The organism is Mesorhizobium sp. AR02, from assembly GCF_024746835.1.
Lineage (GTDB): Bacteria > Pseudomonadota > Alphaproteobacteria > Rhizobiales > Rhizobiaceae > Mesorhizobium.
Map to the genome: position 1 here is coordinate 3,385,705 of NZ_CP080531.1, position 20,578 is coordinate 3,406,282.

Annotated in this window: 28 protein-coding genes; 13 read left to right on the forward strand and 15 right to left on the reverse strand. The window is 63.2% G+C overall.

The window, feature by feature from the left end; genetic code table 11:
- The first annotated feature begins 4 nt into the window (after positions 1-4).
- Positions 5-966, forward strand: a protein-coding gene (locus DBIPINDM_RS20530; protein ID WP_416361771.1) for an IS630 family transposase whose coding sequence is annotated in 2 segments (ribosomal slippage) — positions 5-343 and positions 346-966 — 960 coding nt in all. Because the reading frame shifts where the segments join, the coding sequence is not laid out codon by codon here.
- Positions 967-975: 9 nt separating this feature from the next.
- On the opposite strand, the gene DBIPINDM_RS20535 is transcribed toward DBIPINDM_RS20530, so the two are convergent.
- From DBIPINDM_RS20535 to DBIPINDM_RS20545, 3 genes are all read right to left on the reverse strand, one after another.
- Positions 976-1,407 carry a GlcG/HbpS family heme-binding protein gene (locus DBIPINDM_RS20535; protein ID WP_258588927.1) on the reverse strand — a complete coding sequence of 144 codons (432 nt, stop codon included), beginning with the start codon at positions 1,405-1,407 and terminating at the stop codon, positions 976-978.
- A 182-nt stretch (positions 1,408-1,589) separates the two neighbouring features.
- Positions 1,590-1,823, reverse strand: coding sequence for a hypothetical protein (locus DBIPINDM_RS20540; RefSeq protein WP_095201240.1), 234 nt, complete (start codon positions 1,821-1,823; stop codon positions 1,590-1,592).
- Positions 1,824-1,899: 76 nt separating this feature from the next.
- Positions 1,900-2,421 carry a winged helix-turn-helix transcriptional regulator gene (locus DBIPINDM_RS20545; RefSeq protein ID WP_258588928.1) on the reverse strand — a complete coding sequence of 174 codons (522 nt, stop codon included), beginning with the start codon at positions 2,419-2,421 and terminating at the stop codon, positions 1,900-1,902.
- A gap of 94 nt (positions 2,422-2,515) precedes the next feature.
- Between DBIPINDM_RS20545 and DBIPINDM_RS20550 the strand changes: the two genes are divergently transcribed.
- The 7 genes from DBIPINDM_RS20550 to DBIPINDM_RS20580 all read left to right on the forward strand — a co-directional run bounded on the left by DBIPINDM_RS20550 (position 2,516) and on the right by DBIPINDM_RS20580 (position 5,867).
- The gene (locus DBIPINDM_RS20550) at positions 2,516-3,352 is read left to right on the forward strand and encodes an alpha/beta fold hydrolase (protein WP_258588929.1); all 837 of its coding nucleotides are present in this window, start codon (positions 2,516-2,518) and stop codon (positions 3,350-3,352) included.
- A gap of 124 nt (positions 3,353-3,476) precedes the next feature.
- Complete coding sequence (locus tag DBIPINDM_RS20555; protein WP_258588930.1) at positions 3,477-4,133, forward strand: glutathione S-transferase family protein; 657 nt, start codon at positions 3,477-3,479, stop codon at positions 4,131-4,133.
- A gap of 5 nt (positions 4,134-4,138) precedes the next feature.
- Positions 4,139-4,474, forward strand: coding sequence for an ArsR/SmtB family transcription factor (locus tag DBIPINDM_RS20560; protein WP_258588931.1), 336 nt, complete (start codon positions 4,139-4,141; stop codon positions 4,472-4,474).
- A gap of 10 nt (positions 4,475-4,484) precedes the next feature.
- The gene (locus tag DBIPINDM_RS20565) at positions 4,485-4,793 is read left to right on the forward strand and encodes an SRPBCC domain-containing protein (protein WP_258588932.1); all 309 of its coding nucleotides are present in this window, start codon (positions 4,485-4,487) and stop codon (positions 4,791-4,793) included.
- Between the two features lie 20 nt (positions 4,794-4,813).
- Positions 4,814-4,957, forward strand: coding sequence for a hypothetical protein (locus tag DBIPINDM_RS20570; RefSeq protein WP_258588933.1), 144 nt, complete (start codon positions 4,814-4,816; stop codon positions 4,955-4,957).
- Between the two features lie 52 nt (positions 4,958-5,009).
- Entirely contained in the window at positions 5,010-5,384 is a 375-nt protein-coding gene (locus DBIPINDM_RS20575; protein WP_258588934.1) for a nuclear transport factor 2 family protein, read from the forward strand.
- Positions 5,385-5,402: 18 nt separating this feature from the next.
- Entirely contained in the window at positions 5,403-5,867 is a 465-nt protein-coding gene (locus tag DBIPINDM_RS20580) for an SRPBCC family protein (protein WP_258588935.1), read from the forward strand.
- Between the two features lie 36 nt (positions 5,868-5,903).
- Here the strand turns inward: DBIPINDM_RS20580 and DBIPINDM_RS20585 are convergent, their stop codons facing one another.
- From DBIPINDM_RS20585 to DBIPINDM_RS20595, 3 genes are all read right to left on the reverse strand, one after another.
- On the reverse strand, positions 5,904-6,167 hold the full coding sequence (locus tag DBIPINDM_RS20585; RefSeq protein WP_258588936.1) for an ArsR/SmtB family transcription factor: 264 nt from the start codon (positions 6,165-6,167) through the stop codon (positions 5,904-5,906).
- Between the two features lie 31 nt (positions 6,168-6,198).
- Positions 6,199-7,446, reverse strand: a complete 1,248-nt coding sequence (locus tag DBIPINDM_RS20590) for an MFS transporter (RefSeq protein WP_258588937.1) — start codon at positions 7,444-7,446, stop codon at positions 6,199-6,201.
- A gap of 89 nt (positions 7,447-7,535) precedes the next feature.
- Complete coding sequence (locus DBIPINDM_RS20595) at positions 7,536-7,730, reverse strand: DUF1192 domain-containing protein (RefSeq protein WP_027031519.1); 195 nt, start codon at positions 7,728-7,730, stop codon at positions 7,536-7,538.
- A 122-nt stretch (positions 7,731-7,852) separates the two neighbouring features.
- Here DBIPINDM_RS20595 and DBIPINDM_RS20600 point away from each other — a divergent pair, with 122 nt between their 5' ends.
- The 3 genes from DBIPINDM_RS20600 (at position 7,853) to DBIPINDM_RS20610 (ending at position 10,461) form a co-directional block, all read left to right on the forward strand.
- Positions 7,853-8,863: an NAD(P)H-quinone oxidoreductase gene (locus DBIPINDM_RS20600; protein WP_258588938.1), complete on the forward strand. Its 1,011-nt coding sequence runs from the start codon at positions 7,853-7,855 to the stop codon at positions 8,861-8,863.
- A 364-nt stretch (positions 8,864-9,227) separates the two neighbouring features.
- Complete coding sequence (locus DBIPINDM_RS20605) at positions 9,228-9,368, forward strand: DUF1127 domain-containing protein (RefSeq protein WP_006327955.1); 141 nt, start codon at positions 9,228-9,230, stop codon at positions 9,366-9,368.
- A 397-nt stretch (positions 9,369-9,765) separates the two neighbouring features.
- The gene (locus DBIPINDM_RS20610; protein ID WP_258588939.1) at positions 9,766-10,461 is read left to right on the forward strand and encodes a DUF1013 domain-containing protein; all 696 of its coding nucleotides are present in this window, start codon (positions 9,766-9,768) and stop codon (positions 10,459-10,461) included.
- Between the two features lie 62 nt (positions 10,462-10,523).
- Here DBIPINDM_RS20610 and DBIPINDM_RS20615 read toward each other — a convergent pair whose 3' ends face one another.
- The 4 genes from DBIPINDM_RS20615 to DBIPINDM_RS20630 form a co-directional block, all read right to left on the reverse strand.
- Positions 10,524-11,243, reverse strand: a complete 720-nt coding sequence (locus DBIPINDM_RS20615; protein ID WP_027041910.1) for a helix-turn-helix transcriptional regulator — start codon at positions 11,241-11,243, stop codon at positions 10,524-10,526.
- Between the two features lie 174 nt (positions 11,244-11,417).
- Positions 11,418-11,825, reverse strand: a complete 408-nt coding sequence (locus tag DBIPINDM_RS20620) for a hypothetical protein (protein WP_258588940.1) — start codon at positions 11,823-11,825, stop codon at positions 11,418-11,420.
- A gap of 74 nt (positions 11,826-11,899) precedes the next feature.
- Positions 11,900-12,490, reverse strand: coding sequence for a DJ-1/PfpI family protein (locus tag DBIPINDM_RS20625; protein WP_258588941.1), 591 nt, complete (start codon positions 12,488-12,490; stop codon positions 11,900-11,902).
- 84 nt (positions 12,491-12,574) lie between these two features.
- Positions 12,575-12,742 carry a hypothetical protein gene (locus DBIPINDM_RS20630; protein WP_258588942.1) on the reverse strand — a complete coding sequence of 56 codons (168 nt, stop codon included), beginning with the start codon at positions 12,740-12,742 and terminating at the stop codon, positions 12,575-12,577.
- A gap of 310 nt (positions 12,743-13,052) precedes the next feature.
- Here DBIPINDM_RS20630 and DBIPINDM_RS20635 point away from each other — a divergent pair, with 310 nt between their 5' ends.
- On the forward strand, positions 13,053-14,006 hold the full coding sequence (locus tag DBIPINDM_RS20635) for a ring-cleaving dioxygenase (RefSeq protein WP_258588943.1): 954 nt from the start codon (positions 13,053-13,055) through the stop codon (positions 14,004-14,006).
- A 110-nt stretch (positions 14,007-14,116) separates the two neighbouring features.
- A complete protein-coding gene (locus DBIPINDM_RS20640; protein ID WP_258588944.1) occupies positions 14,117-14,278 on the forward strand; it encodes a hypothetical protein in 162 nt (53 codons plus the stop codon).
- A 31-nt stretch (positions 14,279-14,309) separates the two neighbouring features.
- On the opposite strand, the gene DBIPINDM_RS20645 is transcribed toward DBIPINDM_RS20640, so the two are convergent.
- The 5 genes from DBIPINDM_RS20645 to DBIPINDM_RS20665 form a co-directional block, all read right to left on the reverse strand.
- Positions 14,310-15,023, reverse strand: coding sequence for an SGNH/GDSL hydrolase family protein (locus tag DBIPINDM_RS20645; protein WP_258588945.1), 714 nt, complete (start codon positions 15,021-15,023; stop codon positions 14,310-14,312).
- Positions 15,024-15,084: 61 nt separating this feature from the next.
- On the reverse strand, positions 15,085-15,825 hold the full coding sequence (locus DBIPINDM_RS20650) for a DUF899 domain-containing protein (protein ID WP_258588946.1): 741 nt from the start codon (positions 15,823-15,825) through the stop codon (positions 15,085-15,087).
- 168 nt (positions 15,826-15,993) lie between these two features.
- Positions 15,994-17,019, reverse strand: coding sequence for a class I fructose-bisphosphate aldolase (locus tag DBIPINDM_RS20655; RefSeq protein WP_258588947.1), 1,026 nt, complete (start codon positions 17,017-17,019; stop codon positions 15,994-15,996).
- A 127-nt stretch (positions 17,020-17,146) separates the two neighbouring features.
- Entirely contained in the window at positions 17,147-18,343 is a 1,197-nt protein-coding gene (locus DBIPINDM_RS20660) for a phosphoglycerate kinase (protein WP_258588948.1), read from the reverse strand.
- A 156-nt stretch (positions 18,344-18,499) separates the two neighbouring features.
- The gene (locus DBIPINDM_RS20665) at positions 18,500-20,380 is read right to left on the reverse strand and encodes a potassium/proton antiporter (protein ID WP_258588949.1); all 1,881 of its coding nucleotides are present in this window, start codon (positions 20,378-20,380) and stop codon (positions 18,500-18,502) included.
- Positions 20,381-20,578: the final 198 nt, after the last annotated feature.

A 20,578-nucleotide genomic window follows, 5' to 3' on the forward strand; every position in this document is an offset into this window, starting at 1 on the left:
ATGGATGGGCAAGCCTTATTCGATGGATCTTCGCGAACGGGTTGTTGCGTCGGTTGAGCGGGAGGGGCTGTCGCGGCGGCAGGCGGCAGTGCGCTTTGGGGTTGGTATCAGTACCGTCATCAGATGGGTAAGCCGCTTGCGCGAAACGAGCAGCCTTGCGCCCGGCAAGATGGGTGGGCACAGGCCGAAGAAGATTGCCGGTGAGCATCGGGACTGGCTTCTGGTGCGCTGCCGGGCCGCTGATTTCACGCTACGCGGACTGGTGGCCGAACTGGCCGAGCGCGGCCTGAAGGTCGATTACCGCTCGGTATGGGAGTTCGTCCACGCCGAGAAGCTCAGTCACAAAAAAAGACGCTGATCGCGGCTGAGCAGGATCGCCCCGATGTGGCGCACAGGCGGGCACAGTGGGCAAAGTATCAGGACCGCATCGATCCTTCCCGCCTGGTGTTCATCGACGAGACCTGGACCAAGACAAACATGGCGCCGCTCAGGGGATGGGCACCGCGCGGCGAGAGGATCAAAGCCAAGGTACCGCACGGCCATTGGAAGACCATGACCTTCTTGGCGGCGCTACGCCACGACCGTGTCGATGCGCCATGGCTCATCGACGGACCAATCAACGGCGAGCGGTTCCAGCTCTATGTCGACAAGGTTCTCGTCCCAACCCTCAAGCCCGGCGACATCGTCGTCATGGACAATCTCGGCTCGCACAAGAGCAAGGCCGTGCGCCGCGCCATCCGCTCGCCCGGCGCCAAGCTGTTTCTCCTGCCGAAATACTCGCCCGACCTGAACCCCATCGAGAAGCTCTTTGCAAAGCTCAAGCATTGGCTGCGCAAGGCGGCCAGGCGAACCATCGATGCAGTCTGCAATGCCATCGGACAAATCCTCGGCACCGTCAATTCAATCGAATGCAGGAATTACTTCATCGAGGCCGGGTATGCCCAACCTAAAGTCATCCCGCTCTAGACTGACGCCTCAGCCCGGATCGGCGCTGAAGTCGGCGGCCTCGATGCCGGCGATGGCCGCGGCCTCATCATTGTCCGAGGTGTCGCCTGATATGCCGACGGCGCCAATGATGGCGCCGGCCTTGTCGCGGATCAGCACGCCGCCGACGACCGGCAGCACGCGTCCGCCCGACACGTCGGAAATGCCGGCGACCAGATGCGGACGCTCCTTGGCGAAGGCCTCGACCTTGCGCGAGCCCATGCCGATGGCCAGCGCGCCATAGGCCTTGCCCGCCGACATTTGCGGGCGCAGGAACGAGGCGCCGTCCTGGCGCTGGAAGGCGACCAGATGGCCGCCGGCGTCAAGCACCGAGACGCCCAGTGGCTTGAGCTTGAGATCGGCGCCTTTGGCGAAGGCGGCATCGATGATTTGCCTGGCTTTTTCGAGCGGCAGTGCGGTCATGGCAATCTCCTGTTGAAAGAGGCAATCATCGACGGCCGGCCGGCCGAAGCAATCCCGGTTTCGGTTGAAATTGCTTCTTGTGAAGCGGTGGGATGAAGGGCGGCTGTCTGGATGGTGCCGTCGAACGGCGACAGGCGAGCAGCGCCGGCCGGTTTAGCCGGGTCGCCCCAGAGTGGTGCGTTTTACTTCTTCTTGGCGCGTGCAGGCTTCTTGGCGGGGACTGCCGGCGCGTTGGCGAGGTCTTCGGCTTCCTTGGCGAGGCGGAGCGCCCGCAACTTGTCGGTCTTGACCTTGCGGGCGTCGCTCTCGGCGGCATATTCCGCCATTGCCTTCTGGCGGACGGTCGCCGCTTCTTCCTGCTTCTTGAAGCGCAGATCTGCGCGCGCGCGGGCAGCATCCCGAGAGTTCTCAACCAAGACCTTATCCAATCCCGTGAATTGTGGGTTCCGCTTGTTCTAGCAGAGCCGGCCTCTCAACGGGGAAAATAGTTGGTTACGCAGCCGGGCTGGCGCTGAGTGCCTTGCTGGCGACCACGGCTTCATAGGCGGCCTGCAGGGTCGCGCGGACAGATGGGCCGGACGCTGTATCGAGCGGCATACCCAGATGCTCATGGCGCAATTCGTCCATGAATTTCTCCCATAGTGGCGGTCCGCCCTTTTCCAGGAGTTCGGCGCGGATCGAGAGTTCCTCGCTGGTCGGCAGCCAGACCCGGCCCCAGGCACCGAGATGGGCCAGGATCGGCACCAGCGTGATAGCCATCTCGGTCAGGCTGTAAATCGCCTTCTGCTTGTGACTGGGATCGTCGGCCTTTGTCAGCATGCCCAATTCCATCAGCCGTTTCAGCCGGTCGGCGAGGATGTTGGAGGCAATGCCTTCCATCGATCCGTTGAGCAGCTCGCGGAAATGGCGCCTGCCGCCGAAAATCATGTCGCGCAGGATGATCAGGCTCCAGCGGTCGCCGAACACTTCCAACGACAGGTTGATCGGACAGCCGGACCGGCGATCGAGGCTCATTCGATTCTCTCCACACAAAACCGGTTGCATTATCGTATCAGTTTTATTATGGTGCAACTGATTGCAAAATGCAATCAGATGAGGAGGCCATACAATGACGTCGATCGACCGTCCCGAGATCACATCCGAAGCCTTCGGCGACGCAGAAAATCCCCCGCTGCTGCTGATCATGGGCGCGATGGCCTCGATGCTGTGGTGGCCGGAGGCATTTTGCCGGGAGCTGGCGGATGCCGGCCTTTACGTGATCCGCTACGACAATCGCGATACCGGCCGTTCGACCAAATATCCGCCAGGCAAGCCGCCTTACACATTCGACGACATGGCGGATGATGCGATTGGTGTGCTCGACAGCCATGGCATCGGCAAGGCGCATGTCGCCGGCATGTCGATGGGCGGCATGATCGCGCAACTCGTGGCGCTCAAACACCCTTCCCGCGTCGCGTCGCTGACCGTGATCAGCAGCTCGCCGATGGGGATGGACACCTCGCATCTGCCGCAGACGACCGATGCCTATATCAAGCATTCGGCCGCGGGCGCTGATGTCGACTGGGCGGACCGCCGCCAGGTGATCGATTTCATGGTCAGGGATACCAAGGCGATCGCCAGCACCGCGCATCCGTTCGACGAGGCCGGGATGAGAGCCTTCATCGAACAGGATTACGACCGGTCGGGCGGTTTCCTGAGCGCAACCAATCATTTTTCGCTCAAGGGCGGTGATGAATGGAAGGGCCGCCTGCACGAGATGACGGCGCTGTTGCTGGTCATCCATGGCACATCAGATCCGATCTTTCCGGTTGAACACGGCGAGGCACTGGCCAAAACAGTCGCCGGCGCAAAACTCCTTCGCGTCGCGGGTGGCGGCCATGAACTGCACCCCGACGATTGGGATGTGATTGTCGACGGAATCGTCGCCCACACGCAACCCAACTGAGACCGCAAAGGCAGGTCTTGACGAGCAAGGTCTGCCGCAATAGTTAAGTAAATGCTTCAGTGTCTGATTTTGGCAGGCTGCACTGCAGCGGCCTTCGACGAACCACGAAACAGAAGAGCAAAGAATGTCCCTGACACTGCATTTCCATCCTCTGGCCTCCTTCTGCTGGAAGCCGCTGATCGCGCTCTACGAGAACGCCACGGCCTTCAACCCGGTCATCGTCGATCTCGGCGACGAGCACTCGCGGGCGGCCTTCCTGAAGATATCGCCGACCGGCAAGATGCCGGCGCTGCGCGACGACACGCGCGACCGCACGGTGCTGGAATCGACCATCGTCGTCGAATATCTGGCCGCGCACTATCCGGGGCCGGTCGAACTTGTTCCCGCTGACATCGACCTGGCGCTTACGGTTCGCCAGGCCGACCGCTTCTATGATTTTTATGTGCAGGAGCCGATGCAGAAGATCGTCGGCGACCGGTTGCGGCCGCTCGACAAGACCGATCCATTCGGCGTCGAACAGGCGCGCGGCCAGCTGCGCAATTCCTACGCCATCATCGAACAGGAGATGCAGTCGAGAACCTGGGCGGTGGGCGATGCCTTCAGCCTGGCCGATTGCGCGGCATCTCCAGCGCTCTTCTACGCCAACAAGGTCGAGCCGTTCGGCGACAAGTATCCGGCCGTGAAACGCTACCACGACCGCCTGCTGCAGCGCCCCGCCTTCAGCAGGGTGATCGAGGAGGCGCAGCCCTACTTCAAGTTCTTCCCCTACAATAACGGCTGACCGCGATGCTGCACGATCCCGCCCAGCTCGACCTGATGTTCCAGGCGCTTGCCGATCCGGCGCGGCGGCAGATGGTCGACCGGCTGTCGCGCGGCCCCGCCTCGGTCAGCCAGCTGGCCGAGCCGCTGGCGATGTCGCTGTCGGCCGTCGTCCAGCATCTCAACGTGCTGGAGGCGAGCGGTCTGGTGCGCTCGGAAAAACTGGGGCGCGTGCGCACCTGCCAGATCGAGCCGAAGGCCTTGAGAGCGGCCGAGCACTGGATCAACGAGCGGCGTCTCGTCTGGGAGCGCCGGCTGGACCGGCTCGGCGATTTTCTGGCGGAAACCAAGGACGAAAATTGAAGGAGGCATCATGACCGAACCATCTGTGACCCACGCGACCATCGTGCTGGAGCGCGTCTACGACGCCTCGCCGGCGCGGGTGTTCCAGGCACTTGCCGACCCGCAGGCGCGCGCCCGCTGGGGAACGCCATCGAAAAATGTCGACCTGGTCTACGACAGGAGCGATTTCCGCGTCGGCGGACTGGATGTCAGCCGCTGCGGGCCACGTGGCAGCCTGATTTACCGTGTCGAGACCCGCTACATCGACATCGAACCGGAGCAACGATCGTCTCGACCGAACTCGTTTGCGAGGGCTGGAACCGGCTTTCCGTCTCGCTGATCACCGTCGAGCTTCAGCCGGTGGGGGCGTCGACGCGGCTGGTGTTGACCGACCAGATCGCGGCCTTTGGCGGCAAGGACATGATCGCCGGCAGCCAGGCTGGATTCAACGCGGCGCTGGACAATTTGGCCGCCGAATTCGTTACCGAGACCGCCGGCGCCTGAGAATACGGCGGCCAGCAAGAAGGACCACCTCGAAACCGGAGGAGCAATCATCATGCATGGCAAAAACAGAGCGGACCTGGTCCGCGGCTACTTCGCGGCTTTTCAAGCCGGGGACCGCCCGCTGATGGAGGCGGCGCTTACCGACGACTTCACCTTCACCAGCCCTTATGACGATGCCATCGATCGCGCGGCCTATTTCGAGCGCTGCTGGCCGAACAGCAAGCTGTTGCGGTCGATGACCGTCGAAAAGATCGGCGAGGACGGCAATGACGTGTTCGTCCGCTACAGCTGCGAAACGCTTGACGGAAAGACCTTTCGCAACACCGAGCTGCACGCGTTTCGCGGCAACCGGTTGCGCAGCGTCGAGGTCTATTTTGGTGCCTCCTACCGCGATGGCGTTTTCATTCCACAGAACCAGTCAAGCTGACCAACACGGGAGCAACGCATGACCGAACGATCCGTCGTCCACTCCACCTTTGTCGTCGAGCGGAGCTATCCTGTGGCGCCGGCGAAAGTCTTCTCCGCGTTCAGCAGCGCAGATGCCAAGCGGCGCTGGTTTGTCGATCCCCACGATCCGATGCCCAGCCGGCATGAAATGGATTTCCGTGTCGGCGGCAAGGAGGTCAATGCCGGCTGCCCGAGCGATGGGCAGATGCATTTTTTCAACGCGGTCTATCAGGACATCGTGCCGGACCGGCGCATCGTCTACAGTTATGAGCTGCTGTTCGGCGAAACCCGCGTCTCGGTGTCACTGGCGACAATCGAGCTGTTGGCGGAAGGAAGGGGCACGCGGCTCGTGATGACGGAACAGGGCGCCTTCCTCGACGGCCACGACACCTCGGCCACGCGCGAGCATGGAACAGGCGAACTGCTCGATGCGCTCGGCGCCTTCCTGAAAATACAAGCCTGACCATCGCGGCGGTGTTGATGATAAAGGGCGAGTGGATCAGGCTTCCCAGAATTGATCGAGCCAGATGTTGAGTTTCAGGAAGCCGGCATTGCTTACGGTATAGACACGCCGCGTGCCTTCAGCCTTGGCGTTGACCAATCCGGCGTCTAGCAACACTTTCAGATGCTGTGATACGGCTGGACGTGAGACTGGCAATCCGGCCGCCAACTCGTTGACGGTCTTCGGACCGCGTCGAAGTTCTTCCAGAAGGTGGCGCCGATTGGGGTCGGCGATCGCCATGAAGGCGTCGGAAAATATCATGCCTCATTTGTGAGGCAAAGTTTTTCGAATCTCAACTGTCTGCTTCTGCTTTTCTTCTTGGGTCAAGCCGCAATGCTTCGGGGGTCAAGGAGCGGTCGGCCGGCTGCGTCTTGAAGGCGTCGCGATCTCCGATCGGCACCGGAGCGCGGCGGCTGATGCGCAGCAGCGTGTAGCCGGCCAGCGACAGATGCGCGAAGGCGGTCGCCAGGAACAGGCCCTCCGGGCGCATCCAGCCCATCAGCGCCGCCGCCAGCAAAGGGCCGATCATGGTGCCGAAGCCGTAGAGCAGCAGCAAGCCGCCCGATACCTTGACGAAATCCTCGGCACGGGCGTGGTCGTTGGCATGCGCCACGGCGATCGAATAGAGCGTGTAGGCGAAAGCGCCGTAAGCGGCGGTCAAGACGATGACGAAGACGGCTGAGCGCGGTTCGAACAGGAAGATCAAGAGCGCTACCAACGCCCCGCCGAAGGCGGCACCGGCCAGCACGAAACGCCGGTCGGTCTTGTCGGAGAGACGCCCGGCCGGCAGCTGCATGGCGGCACCGGCGACGACGACAAGGCTCATCATCAAGGCGATCTCGGCTGTGGAAATGCCGATGCGGGCGCCATAGACCGCGCCAAGTGTTCCCCAGGCGCCGTTGGCGATACCGACCAACAGGCAAGCGACCGCCGACACTGGCGAGTTGGCGTAAAGCCCTTTGACGTCGAGCTTGACGTCCTGCAGCGGTTTTGGATGCGAGGCCGTCGAAACGGCGGTCGGGATCAGCGACAGGCAGAACAATATGCCTGTGATCATGAACAGCGACGCCGATTTCACGTCGCCGCCGGCGACGATCATCTGTCCGCCCATGATCGAGGCATAGGTGACCATCATATAGAGGCCGAAGACGGTGCCGCGGTTCTCGTTGGTGGCTTTCTCGTTCAGCCAGCTTTCGATGACCATGAAGGCGCCGGCCATGGTGAAGCCGGTGAAGGCGCGCAGCAGGATCCAGACATATTCATCGATGATCAGGCCGGTGAGCAGCGCCACGATGGCGCCGGACGCGGCAAAGGCGCCGAAAGCGCGCACATGCCCGGCGCGGCGCACTATGCGGGGTGCAAAGAAGCAGCCGGTAACGAAGCCGCCGGCCCAGGCCGTGCCCATCAGGCCAAGCGATGCGGTCGAGAACCCTTCCACCTGGCCGCGCAGGGGCAACAGCAGCCCATGCAGCCCCGATGCTGCCAAAAGGAAGGCAGTGCCGCGAAGCAGGGAGAGGATCGGTCTGTAGGATGCGAGCATTTTTTGATCCGGCTGAACTCTGGGAGGGGCGCAGGTCTGAAGACAGCCGCATTCGGGCTTTTCGGCGGCGGGCCGTTCCGCCCGTCTATCTATCCGCGGCGGAACAATGCCTCGGCGGCCGATTTGGTGTTGTCCTTGGCCCTGAGCTCCGCTTCCAGCCGGGTGATTTCGTCGCGCAGGATGCCGATCCGCTCCGACAGTTCGCCAACGGAGAGCAGCGACAGGTCCTGCCCGATCTCGTGCGGGCGCGCCTTCTTCTTGGGTTCGTCGTCGAAGATCGCCATCGTCGCTCCTCCTCCGTCACACCAGATTGGCCATTTGCCTGATTTGGCAATCAGCATACATAGGGCACGGGCGTCGATGCAAACAGCCGGTAAGGATGCGGCGAGGAAAGACGGGAAACTTCATGGCGAACGGACAGAAAATTCCGGCAAGGATGACGGCGATCGCGATTTCGGAGCCGGGTGGCCCACGGGTGCTGAAACCGGAAACGCGCGACGTGCCGCAGCCCGGCCCCGGCGAGATCCTGATCAAGGTGCATGCCGCCGGCGTCAACCGGCCCGACATACAGCAGCGCAAGGGCGCCTATCCGCCGCCGCCCGGCGCATCGGACCTGCCGGGCCTCGAAGTGTCGGGCGAAGTGGCAGCCCTTGGTGACGAGATATCGCGCTGGCGCATTGGCGACCGGGTCTGCGCGCTGACGCCAGGCGGCGGTTATGCCGAATACGTCAAAGTTCATACCGGCAGCGTGCTGCCGCTGCCGGCCGGCTTCACCCACACAGAGGCCGCGGCGGTACCGGAAAACTATTTCACCGTCTGGTACAATGTGTTCGAGCGCGGCGGCCTGAAGAAGGGCGAGACGCTGCTGGTGCATGGCGGCTCGTCCGGCATCGGCACCACGGCGATCCAACTGGCTTCCGCCTTCGGTGCCTATGTCATCACCACCGCCGGCAGCAAGGAGAAATGCGACGCTTGCCTGAAGCTCGGCGCCGACCGTGCGATCAACTATCGCGAGGAGGATTTTGTCACGGCGGTCAAGGAGGCGACGGATGGCAAGGGCGCCAATGTCATCCTCGACATGGTCGGCGGCGACTATGTCCAGCGAAACTACGAAGCCGCCGCCGTCGAGGGCCGCATTGTCCAGATCGCGGTGCAGGCCGGCGCTGTCGCCAGTGCCGATTTTTCCAAGATCATGGTCAAGCGGCTGACCCATACGGGTTCGACGCTGAGGCCGCGCACCGTCGAGTTCAAGGCGGCGATCGCGTCGGCGCTGGAGGCACAGGTCTGGCCGCTGCTCGGCACACGCAAGGTGGCACCTGTCATGGACATGATCTACCCGCTCACCGATGCCTGGCGCGCACATGAGCGGATGGAGGAGGGCGAGCATATCGGCAAGATCGTGCTCGACGTCGGCTAGGACGTATCGATATTCCGGTGATGCCGGCCTGCAAATGGCTGATACCTGCGCTTCCGGCCTTCGCCGGCCGAAGCACTCACGTGGGCGGTCGTGGCTGTTAAGGCTATGGCCGGCATAGGCCGGTGCTCACGTACTTAAGTACGCTGCGCTCGTCGCAAGGGCGACCCCGGAAACCATCATTTTCGACTCGGCCTGATCGGAATCTCGACACGTCCTGAGCCGAGGCCTGCCTACGAGATGAACAGAAGCTTAATGGTGCAATGCAGCATTTGCATCATTGCTATGCAAAATCGGCCGTTCAAGTCCCCATCGATGATCACTATCTGTGCAGCATCGAAACGAACACCCCATCAGGAGGACTACCATGAACCCGATCCGCGCTTTCCGTAACTGGCGCATGTACAACGAGACCGTGCGCGAACTGAACAAGCTCAACGCCCGTCAGCTCAACGATCTCGGCATCAACCGCGCCGACATCGAGCGGATCGCCCGCCAGGCGATCTGATTTCAAGCACGACCCGGCCGTAGGGCCGGGCTCATGTTGAGAAGTAGAGCCGTCGCAGACGTTCCCCGTTTCCGGTTCCGAACCCGCTGGACCCCGTCCAGCGGGTTTTGTCTTTTTGGGGGTCTGCGCAATTGCAGGCGCGCGTAGCCAAGACCTGGACGCGCCAGCAAAGCCAGATGGTGGCGTTGCTCAAAAGCGCCGGTACCTTTGGCTGAAGTGGGTGGCGGTCAAGGCATTCGAATGCGCTTGCCGGCTCCCGAACGTATCGGGGCCGCCGCGCCTCCAAAAACATTGCGAAACAGCAAGGGAACGGTTATACAGGCCACGAATTTCCCATTTTGGTGGCTCTAAACCACCGCCCGCGCGGGAACGCGGGCGAACGAGAAGGATTTTTTAAATGGCCAATACGCTGCTGATGCCCAAGGCGACCGCCGTCTGGCTGGTCGACAACACCGCGCTCTCCTTCGAGCAGATCGCGCAGTTCTGCGGGCTGCATCCGCTCGAGGTCAAGGCGATCGCCGACGGCGAATCGGCGCAAGGCATCAAGGGCATGGACCCGATCATGACCGGCCAGCTGACCCGCGACGAGATCGCGCGCGCCGAGAAAGACCCGAACCAGCGCCTGAAGCTTTCCGACCCCAAGGTCCGGGTGCCGGAATCCAAGCGCAAGGGTCCGCGCTACACGCCGCTGTCGAAGCGTCAGGACCGGCCGAACGCCATCCTGTGGCTGGTGCGCAACCATCCCGAACTCAAGGACGCGCAGATTTCGCGTCTCGTCGGCACTACCAAGTCGACGATCGAGCAGATCCGCGAACGCAAGCACTGGAATTCGGCCAATCTGCAGCCGATGGACCCGGTGACGCTGGGTCTCGCCTCGCAGATCGACCTCGACATGGAAGTCAACCGCGCCTCGCGCGGCCGCGAACAGGCGCAGCCGGTCGGCGACACGCTGCTGCCGGCGGCCCTGACCGAGCGGCTGGTGCCGGCTCCGGAAAAGCCGAAGGACGAGGATGCCGAGCTCGACGCCAATGCCGTGTTCGCCAAGCTCTCGGCCTTGAAGTCGAAGAACACCGACACGGACGACGACGAGTAAGATTCTCGCGAACTCAAGAAAAAGCCCGCTTCGAGCGGGCTTTTTTGTACGGTCTGATCGGCTCAGCTTCGCGCCACGCGGTCCGGCGCCATGCCGTAATCCTCGCTGCGTTCCACGGCCCGGTAGAAGTCGGCAAGCTGCTTGCCACGCTCCGGTTTGAAGATGCGGCCGGCGATCACCACCGAGGCGATGCGGTCGATGCGGAAGGCGCGGAAGTCGTCGCGCATCTCGCACCAGGCGACCAGCGTCCACACCTTGCCCCAGAACCACAGGCCGAGCGGCCTGATGTCGCGCGCGGTGCCGCGGCCGGCCTCGTCTGAGTAGTCGATGGTCAGCACCTGGCGCTTTTCGACCGCGCGCTCTATCAGGTCGATCGCCTCGCGGGCGGCGTCGCTGACCACCCACATCGGCGTGTGGATCTCGGTGCGGGCGATGCGGTCCTTTTCGGCATCGGGCAGCACGGCGCCGATCTTGACCAGCGCCTCGTCCGCGGCCCGCGCCATGGCGGCGCCGCCAAAGGCGCGCACCATGCGGGCGCCGGCAACCAGCGCCACGATCTCGTCACGCGTGAACATCAGCGGCGGAAGGTCGAACCCCTCCCTCATCATGTAACCGACACCCGCCTCGCCGTCGATCGGCACCCCGGTCGACTGCAGGTCGGCTATGTCGCGATAGATCGTTCGCTCGGAAACCTCGAGCCACGTGCCGAGCTTCTGGGCGGTGACCAGACGGCCACCACGCAGATGCTGCACGATCTGAAAGAGCCTGTCGGCGCGGCGCATCGTGTGCTTCCCCAGTGTTGTCGCTAGAGCGGTTTACCGTTTCACGGAAACAGTAAACCGCTCTATCTCTCTGCTTTGACGCAATTCCGGACGGAAAACCGCCGGGCACTTTTCCTGGAATTGCTTTAGGCATGCCGTGGTCCCGGAACTGGGCCCACTTCCAGATGACATGCATTACGGTTTCAGTCCTTCGCGCTTGCGCTGGGCGGCAACGAACTCCGCGCCAAAGGACAGTTTCTTCGTTGTCGGCGTCTTCGCATCGAGCACGCGCCAGAAGGGCGCGACGTCGCTCAGCGTCATGCCGCGCTCAAGGTCTTCCCTGGCGGCTTCGGCAACCGTGCGCAGATGATAGCCGATGGTGACCGGGCATGTCACTTCGGCGCCATGTTCGATGGCAAGCGCGGTGCGCAACGCGCGGATATCCATCTCGACGCCTTGCGGAATAGAGCGGATGAAATCGTCGACCTGGCGGGCGGTCGGCACCAGCATCGGCTGGCCTTCGACCACGTCACCTATCGTGCGCGGCGTTGGTTTCACGCCGTTAATGCCCGGTGTGTTCAGCCTGTCGTTCCAACTCTTCATCGAGCGTCCTTTCGACCGTCGACGCGCAGTGTCTCGATCTTGCACCATCGCACGCCCCTCCTGACAGCATGCTGTCAGGAGGCTTCAGCATATTCCTTCACGAACAGCGTTCGCATCTGCGCGAGATCGCTGCCTCTTTCGGGATAGAGCGTCTTCAAAAAGGCAAGGGCGAAGGTGCCGGGCGCCGAGCCCGGCGCGGACACGATCTTGCCGTCGGCGACGGCATGCGGCACGTCCTGATAGTTCAGATCACCGGCATAGCCGCCTTCATGGCCGTTGATCCAGTCGCGGCCATTGCTGGTATGCCTGGCTTCTTCGAACATGCCGGCTCGGGCCAGCGCCAGCGTTCCGGCGCAGATACCGCCGACCACGCCGCCGCGCGTTGCGACGGCGTTGAGCAGTTCAGCGACATCCGGCGGCGCTTTACCCGCCCACTGATCGGAACCGATGACGGCGACAGCATCGAGATCGGCATTCTCTTCAATGCCGGCCGAGCGGTCGGGCGTCAGCCGAAAACCGCTGATTCCGGTCACCGGCTTGCCTTCGGGCGTCAGCGACACGGCGCGTGCGCCGAACCATTCAACCGCCGAGGCCGCCAGCAGCCCATACTCCCAGTCGGCAAAACCTTCGATGAAGAGGAAGCCGATCGTCTTCTGTTCGGGCATGAGCTCGCTCCATCCCCCGGCGCGCCGTAGCTATATCTGGGCATTGGCGCGTCCATGTCCAATATTGACGTCGAAAAATTCGCCTCAATTGCCGCGGGAGCGACGTTCCGCATACATATCCGGCCAGCCGATATCCTTGCGGATGTCCGCGGGAAGTGAGTTCATGAAGCGCTGCGTGCGGATTTCGTTGCGCATCGTACGAACCTTGCCGACATAGTGCTGCATGCCGCGCAGAATGGTGTAACCGTTCATGACCAGTCTCCTCGCTCTTGATGGAGACACTATCGCACACCCCTCCTGACAGCAGTCTGTCAGGAGGATGTCAGGCACTCGACGATAGTTCCGTTCGATGCGTCTCCTAAGGGAAAGCATTGTTTTCCGCTGCCATCATGCCTCGCCGCTGCAAGCCTGCGGGATGCAGATTGTTCACCATTGGAATGACAGTAGAGACGTCGTTGTTCACCGCATGGCGACGGACTGTCAGGATAGGCGGTCTTCAGCGACGTGATCGGAGTTCTGATATGAAAGGAGAAAATTCTTCCCCAAAACCAGGGAGACGACCATGAGCCTGCAACTGACAGGAATCCACCATCTGACCGCCATCACCGCCAATGCGCCCGGTAATCTTCACTTCTACACGAAGGTGCTGGGCTTGCGGCTGGTCAAGAAGACGGTGAACCAGGACGACACATCGGCCTACCACCTCTTCTATGCCGACGGCGAAGCGACGCCAGGCACCGACCTTACCTTCTTCGACTGGCCGGTTGGCCGCGAGCGGCGCGGCACAAACAGCATCGCGCGGACCAGCCTCAGGGTCGGCAGCCCGGAAAGCCTTGCTTGGTGGAAACAGCACCTGAACGGCGAGAACATCGCAACGAGTGAGATTGCCGATACTGGCGGTTACCCGGCGCTGGATTTCGAGGATCCCGAGGGTCAGCGCCTGCGGCTCGTCAGCGATGGCGGCAAGGGCGGTAGCCATCCCTGGGCGCAAAGCCCGGTGCCGGCCGAGCATCAGATCCGCGGGCTCGGGCCGATCGTCATCAGTGTCCCTGACATCACCAACACCGAGGCGGTGCTGACCCGGGTGATGAATATGCGCAAGCTCCGCGACTATGCTTCACGGGATGGCGAGGGCCAGGTCCATGTCTTCGAAATGGGCGCGGGTGGGCCGGCGGCGGAACTTCATGTCGCCGTGCAGCCCGGGTTGGCGCCAGCAAGGCAAGGCGCCGGCGCGGTTCACCACGTCGCCTTCAGGGCACCGGACCAGGAGACGTTGCATCTGTGGACCGCCCGTCTGGCCGAATTCCGTCTGCCGTCGAGCGGCGAGGTCGAACGCTATTACTTCCGCTCGCTCTATTTCCGCGAGCCGAATGGTATCCTGTTCGAGATCGCCACCGACGGGCCGGGGTTCACCGCCGACGAGCCGCTGGAGACGCTGGGCGAAAGCCTTGCCCTGCCGCCTTTCCTCGAAGCAAAGCGGGCCTCGATCGAAGCCGGCCTCAAGCCGTTGAAGTAGATCGGCCCCCAACGGGCGCCACGTTCCGATTCGGGAACGCGGCGCCTGTTCTTTCTCGGAAACCAAACGACGCGCTTTGACAGCCGGCCGCGTTGCTGGTCAAAGGCGGCATGACGAAACTCCTCGCCCTTGTCATCGTCGGCTTCATGGTCATCCAGCTGATCAAACCGATCGGCTGGCCAGGGCTGAAGCACCGCGGCGATTTCTGGAAGCTGGCGCTGCTCGCCATGGCGGCGATCTCGCTGGCGGCCGTGCTCGGGCATTTGACATAGGCCCGCGCATGGCAGGACCGGCGGCGCAAGGTCAGCCGGCAAGCACCAGGCCGACGAGATGCTCGGCCCAGGCGCGGTAACCGGCTTCCGAGGCGTGAAACCCGTCGGAGGCAAAACCGGCCTCCGGGTTGGTGATCGGCAGGCGTGGCGCCGGCACCGCGCCGCGCTCCAGGCAGAGCCGTTCACCCATCCGGTTCATTGCGGTGGCGCGGATTTCGAGGATCTTGCCGAGCAGCGGCGGCATGGCCGGTGCGCGCGTGAATTCCAGCACCGGCGACCACACCACCCGCGCCTCCGGCCATTTGGCGCGCAGCGCGTAGAGCAGGCCGCCGAACTCCTTCTTGAAGCGCGGCACGGAATGAAAATTCTTGGTGTCGTTGGTGCCGATGGCAAGCACGATATGCGTCCACGCATCGGCCGACAGATTGGGCAGGACATGGTCGCGGATCTGGCACGACGTCGCCGAATTGAAGCCGGCGGCGCGCCAGCGCACCGCGCGGCCGGTACGCTGCGAGATCAGCATGGCGAGTTGCGCGGCAAGACCGTTCTCGGAATTGCCGATGCCGACTGAAGCGGCCGAGGAATCACCCAGCACCAGTAATGAGATATCAGGCGCCTCGCCTGATATCTCATGCATGACCGGACCCTGTGCCGGGAGCATGCGCGAGGTTCGGCGGCGCACGCCCAATCCCTGCCAGACATAGATGGGGAACGCGAGCCAGGTGAGAAGAGCGGGGAAGCGCATGGCGATACCGTGGAACGATCTGCGGCAGGCTTAGCGCATGTTTCGGCTGAGGTGAACGCCTTCAGTCGCAGCAGTCCGGCTGACCCGCCTGTCTGTCCTGATATTCGTCGTGAAGCCGTACCCAGTCCATCAGGCCATGATAGGGGCCATTTTCGTTGCGGCCCTTGGGCGTCATGTCGAGATAGTCGTAAGTGCCGATCTGCGCCTCGCCGCCGCGGGCGCGCGACATGAAGGTGAGGAAGATGTCGCCGTTCTCATCCCTATAGAAAACGCTGGTGCCGGGAAGCTCCTTCGATGTCCTGGGACGGGTCTCGAAATTGTAGGTGGTGTCGCCGGCGGCGATCTGCCTGTCGGTAAAGGAGACCTGCATGTCGAAGTTGAAATCCGAGGCATAGGACGACACCCAGTCGAATTTCCAGCCCATGCGCTGCTTGTAGGGCAGAAGCTCGGCCAACGGTGCGCGCGAGATTACCACCAGCGACACGTCGTGATGCTTCAGATGCTGGTTGGCGCCGTCTATATGGTCGGCAAGGAAGGAACAGCCCTCGCAGTGATGCGTGCAGCCCGGCCCGAACATGAAGTGGTAGACGATCAGCTGGCTGTTGGCGCCGAACAGTCCGGCCAGGTTCTTTGGGCCCTGCCCGGTCTCGAAGACATAGTCCTTGCGTATTTTCAGCCAGGGCAGTTCACGCCGCTCGGCCGCGATGCGCTCGCGAAGCCGCGTCAGTTCCTTCTCGCGCGCCAGATGTGCCTTGTGCGCCTGGAACCAGTCTTCGCGTGAAACGACCTTGTTGCGATGCATGAACCTCTCCCTGTCTCTCATCCCAAGGACGTTCGGGATGGGCGCAAACCGACATCGCCGCCGGCAACGCCCAGAGGAAATAGGAATGAGGAGGTCTTTCCCCAATCCGCAAGCAGCAAAAACCCGGGCGCATTGGCCCGGGTTTGAAGAGAGACGGAAAAGCTGGGATCAGGCGGCCTGTTCGAGGCTCGCTTTCCATTTTCCAAGCGCGGCCAGATAATTCATGTGGGCGCGATGGGTGAAGGCGGCCTGGCCGGCGGCGACGTTCGACGCCTTGCCACTCCACGCCTTTTGCGGGGCGGCCTGCAGTGCGCGGCCATAGGAGAAGGTCAGCTTCCATGGATGCGGACCGATGGCATTGATGGCGTTGAGGTTGGCGGTCGCTTCCTCGTCTTCCTGGCCGCCAGAGAGGAAGGCGATGCCCGGCACCGCCGCCGGCACCGTCTCGCGGAACAGTTTTATCGTCATCTCGGCGACCTTTTCGGGGCTGTCCACGGTGCCCGACTTCTTGCCCGAAAGCACCATGTTGGGCTTCAGGATCGTGCCTTCGAGCACGACACGGGCCGCGTAGAGCTCGTCGTAGAGCTTGATCAGTGTCGCCTTGGAAACCTCGTAGCAGGTGTCGATGTCGTGGGCGCCGTCCATCAGCACCTCCGGCTCGACGATGGGCACGATGCCGGCTTCCTGGCAAAGGGCGGCATAGCGGGCGAGCGCATGGGTGTTCGAGTTGATCGAATTGGCCGAAGGCACGCCCTTGCCGGTATCGATGTCGATCACCGCGCGCCATTTGGCGAAGCGGGCGCCGAGCTTGTAGTAATCGGCAAGCCGTTCGCGCAGGCCGTCGAGGCCCTCGGTGATGGTGTCGCCGGGAAAGCCGGCCAGAGGCTTGGCGCCGGCATCGACCTTGATGCCGGGGATGGCGCCGGATGCCTTGATGATGTCGACCAGCGGCGTGCCGTCGGCGGCCTTCTGGCGGATCGTTTCGTCATAGAGGATGACGCCGGAAATATACTTGGTCATCGCGTCCTTGGCGCGGAACATCATCTCGCGATAGTCGCGGCGGCTGTCGGCGGTCGATTCGACGCCAATGACGTCGAAGCGCTTCTTGATCGTGCCGGAACTTTCGTCGGCGGCCAGCAGGCCCTTGCCGTTGGCCACGATCGCGGCGGCAATGTCTTCGAGACGTTCGCTCATCATGCTTCTCCTGGAGGGGTTCGTTCCGCGCTTAACGGAAGTCTACCGCCAAAGGAATGGCATCGGAAAGCTCGAATCGATTGAAAGTTTCGGGCGCCGCCCGCCGCGCCGTCGATCCCGCCGGAGCCTACTTCTTCAGCACGTCGACGCCGGGCAGTGGCTTGCCTTCCATCCATTCCAGGAAGGCGCCGCCGGCGGTCGAAACATAGGTGAAGTCATCGGCGACACCGGCATGGTTGAGCGCCGCCACCGTATCGCCACCACCGGCGACGGAGACCAGTTTGCCGGCCTTGGTGCGCGCGGCCGCGTGTTTTGCCGCCGCCACCGTTGCGTGATCGAAGGGCTCGATCTCGAAGGCGCCGAGCGGGCCGTTCCAGACCAATGTCGCGGCGCGGTCGATCCATTCGCCGATCGTCGTCACGGTCTTGGCGCCGACATCGAGGATCATGCCGTCGGCCGGCACGTCGGAGATGGCGACCGTCTCGCAGGCCGCACCGGCCTTGAACTCCTTGGCGACGACGCCGTCGACCGGCAGGATGATGGCGCAGCCGGCCTCGGCCGCCTCGATCATGATCTGCTTGGCGGTGGGGGCGAGGTCATGCTCGCACAGCGATTTGCCGACATCGGTGCCGCGCGCGGCCAGAAAGGTGTTGGCCATGCCGCCGCCGATGACCAGCGCGTCGACCTTCTTCACCAGGTTCATCAACAGGTCGATCTTGGTCGAGACCTTGGCGCCACCGACGATGGCGACGACAGGACGGACCGGATTGCCCAGCCCCTTCTCCAGCGCTTCGAGTTCGGCTTGCATGGTGCGGCCGGCAAAGGAAGGCAACAGGCGCGCCAGCCCTTCGGTCGAGGAGTGGGCGCGGTGCGCGGCCGAAAAGGCGTCGTTGACGAAGATGTCGCCATTGGCGGCGAGCCTTTCGGTGAAGGCGGCGTCGTTCTTCTCTTCGGCCTTGTAGAAGCGGGTGTTTTCGAAGAGCAGCACGTCGCCCTTGTTCATGGCGGCGACAGCACTTCCCGCCGTATCGCCGACGCAATCCGAGGCAAAGCCGACCGGACGGCCAAGCACCTCGGCTGTCGCCTTGGCGATCGGCTCCAGCGAGAATTCGGGCGAGGGGCCATCCTTGGGCCGGCCGAAATGGGCGAGCAGGATGACCTTGGCGCCCTTGCCGGACAATTCGGCAATGGTCGGCGCGATGCGCTCGATGCGGGTGGCGTCGGTGACCTTGCCGTCGGCGACGGGAACGTTGAGGTCGACGCGCACCAGCACGCGCTTGCCGCTGATGTTGCCGATATCGTCCAGTGTCTTGAAGGCGGCCATGCCGGTTCCTTTCCTCGGAAAATCGCCGGGACCATACCTTGCATCAACGACGATGCAAGGCTTTGGCCGCGGTGCGGGGCAAATTTTTGGGGCGGGCGGGGACATAGTCCGTGAAGATCGCGCCATGCGGATAGGGCGAGGCAACGATCGCCCTTGTCAGTTCTCGGTCGTTGCCTTTTCAACCGGCGGTTCAGGGGTGTCATCTGTCTGTGCCGCCACCTGCGCCTCGGTCGGCTTGCGCCAGTTGCGGATGAAGGCGCTGAGGCGGTCGCCCATCTCGCCGGCGCTCAGGAACACCGGCACCCGCGCCACCGGCGCGGTCGGCTCGAAGGAGAGGCCGAGACCCGTGATCCTGCCCTTGTCGTCGACATCCCTGACGATCAGCTCGATCTGGCCGATCAGCACGCGGTCGGCATATTCGGCATGGCCGCCGAGCCGCGCCGTGACCAGAGCGCCAACGGTCTGCTTCTGCTCCGCGTCGGTCAGGCCCGGCGCGTAAGCGGCTTCCAGTTCAGCGGCGGAGCGTGCCGGGTCGACGGCGAAGGCGCCAAAAAAATCGGCGTCTTCCGGATCGACGACGGCGCGGCTGGCAAACAGCTTGTCGAGGAGGCGCGGATAGCGGTCCGGCACGAAGATGTAGACCTGGTCGCCGGCGGCGAGCCGGCCCATGTCCTGGAAGCGCATCGATCGACCGTCGCGCAGCACCAGCGAGGGCCGCGCCCAGCGCGGAATGCGCTCGCCGCGCGCCACCGGGCTGCCGTGCGCGACACGATAGGCGAGAAGCTCGTGATGGGCGGAGCCGGGAAGTTCGAGTTCGACCTTGTCGAGCGGGCCGAGCCGCGCCGGCACGATGAGGCCAAGGCGGCGCGCCAGCGGGCCGACGGTCCAGCCCTGGATGACCAGCGACACCAGGACGATGATGAAGGCGGCGTTGAAGATGGTGCGGCCGTTCTCCAGTCCGCCAAGCAGCGGCGTGATCGCCAGCAGGATCGAGACGGCACCGCGCAGGCCGACCCAGGAAACGAAGGCGACCTCGGGGCGCGGCAGGCGGAACGGGATCAGGCAGAGCCAGACCGCGATGGGCCGCGCGACAAACATCAGGAACAGGCCAAGCGCTATCGCCGGCACCATGATCGCCGGAAATTGCGAGGGGGTGGCGAACAGGCCGAGGATCAGGAACATGATGATCTGCGCCAGCCATGACATGCCGTCCTGGAAGCGCTTGAGGATGGTGACGGCGCGGATGTCGGAATTGCCTGATATCAGGCCGGCGATGTAGACCGCCAGGAAGCCCGAGCCGCCAATCGCGCCGGCTGCGGCGAAAATCATCAGCGACAGCGTCAGCACGAAGATCGGCAGCAGGCCATGGTCGAGGTTGAGCCGGTCGACGAGGCGCACAATGGCAAGGCCGCCCAGCACGCCGACAATCGCGCCAAGGCCCATATTGATGAGGAAGCCGAGGATGAGGCTGGTGACCAGGACATTGGTTTCGGGATTGGCGTGGGCGGCGATGACCTCGACCAAAGTGATGGTCAGGAAGATGGCGATCGGGTCGTTGGTGCCGGATTCCACCTCGAGCGTCGAGCGCACGCGCTCGCGCAGATTGATCTCGCCGGCGCGCAGCAGGAAGAACACCGCCGCGGCATCGGTCGAAGCGACGGCGGCACCGAGCAGGAAGGATTCCAGCCAACTGAGGTCGAGCAGATAGTGGGCCGCCGCGCCGAACAGGCCAGTGGTGAGAAGCACGCCGAAGGTTGCCAGCGACAAAGCCGGACCCGCCGCCTGCCGCAAGGCGTTGAGCGGCGTACCGAAGCCGGAATCGAACAGGATGACGGCCAGCGCCAGTGAGCCGGCAAAATAGGCGATGCGGGCATTGTCGAATTCGATGCCGAGGCCGTCGGTTCCGGTGGCGAGGCCGATGCAGAGAAACAGAAGCAGGAGGGGGGCACCGAAGCGGAAGGCGATCAGGCTCGAAAACGCGGCGGCGACAACGAGCGCCGTGCCGACCAGCGTGACGAGATAAATCGCATGCTCCATCCGTGATTTGCCCCTCGAATTCCTCTTTCTATCGATTTACGGGAGAGTGGGGCGAAGGCATGGCCAGTGCAAGGCGCAAGGGTGGTTTTTTGGCGCGGGCCGCTGATTTTCCGGCGGTTCGGAGATAGAGCGGTTCATCGTTTCATGGAGCGCTGAAACGCTCTATCTCTTCTGTTCGACGCAATTCCGGACGGAAAA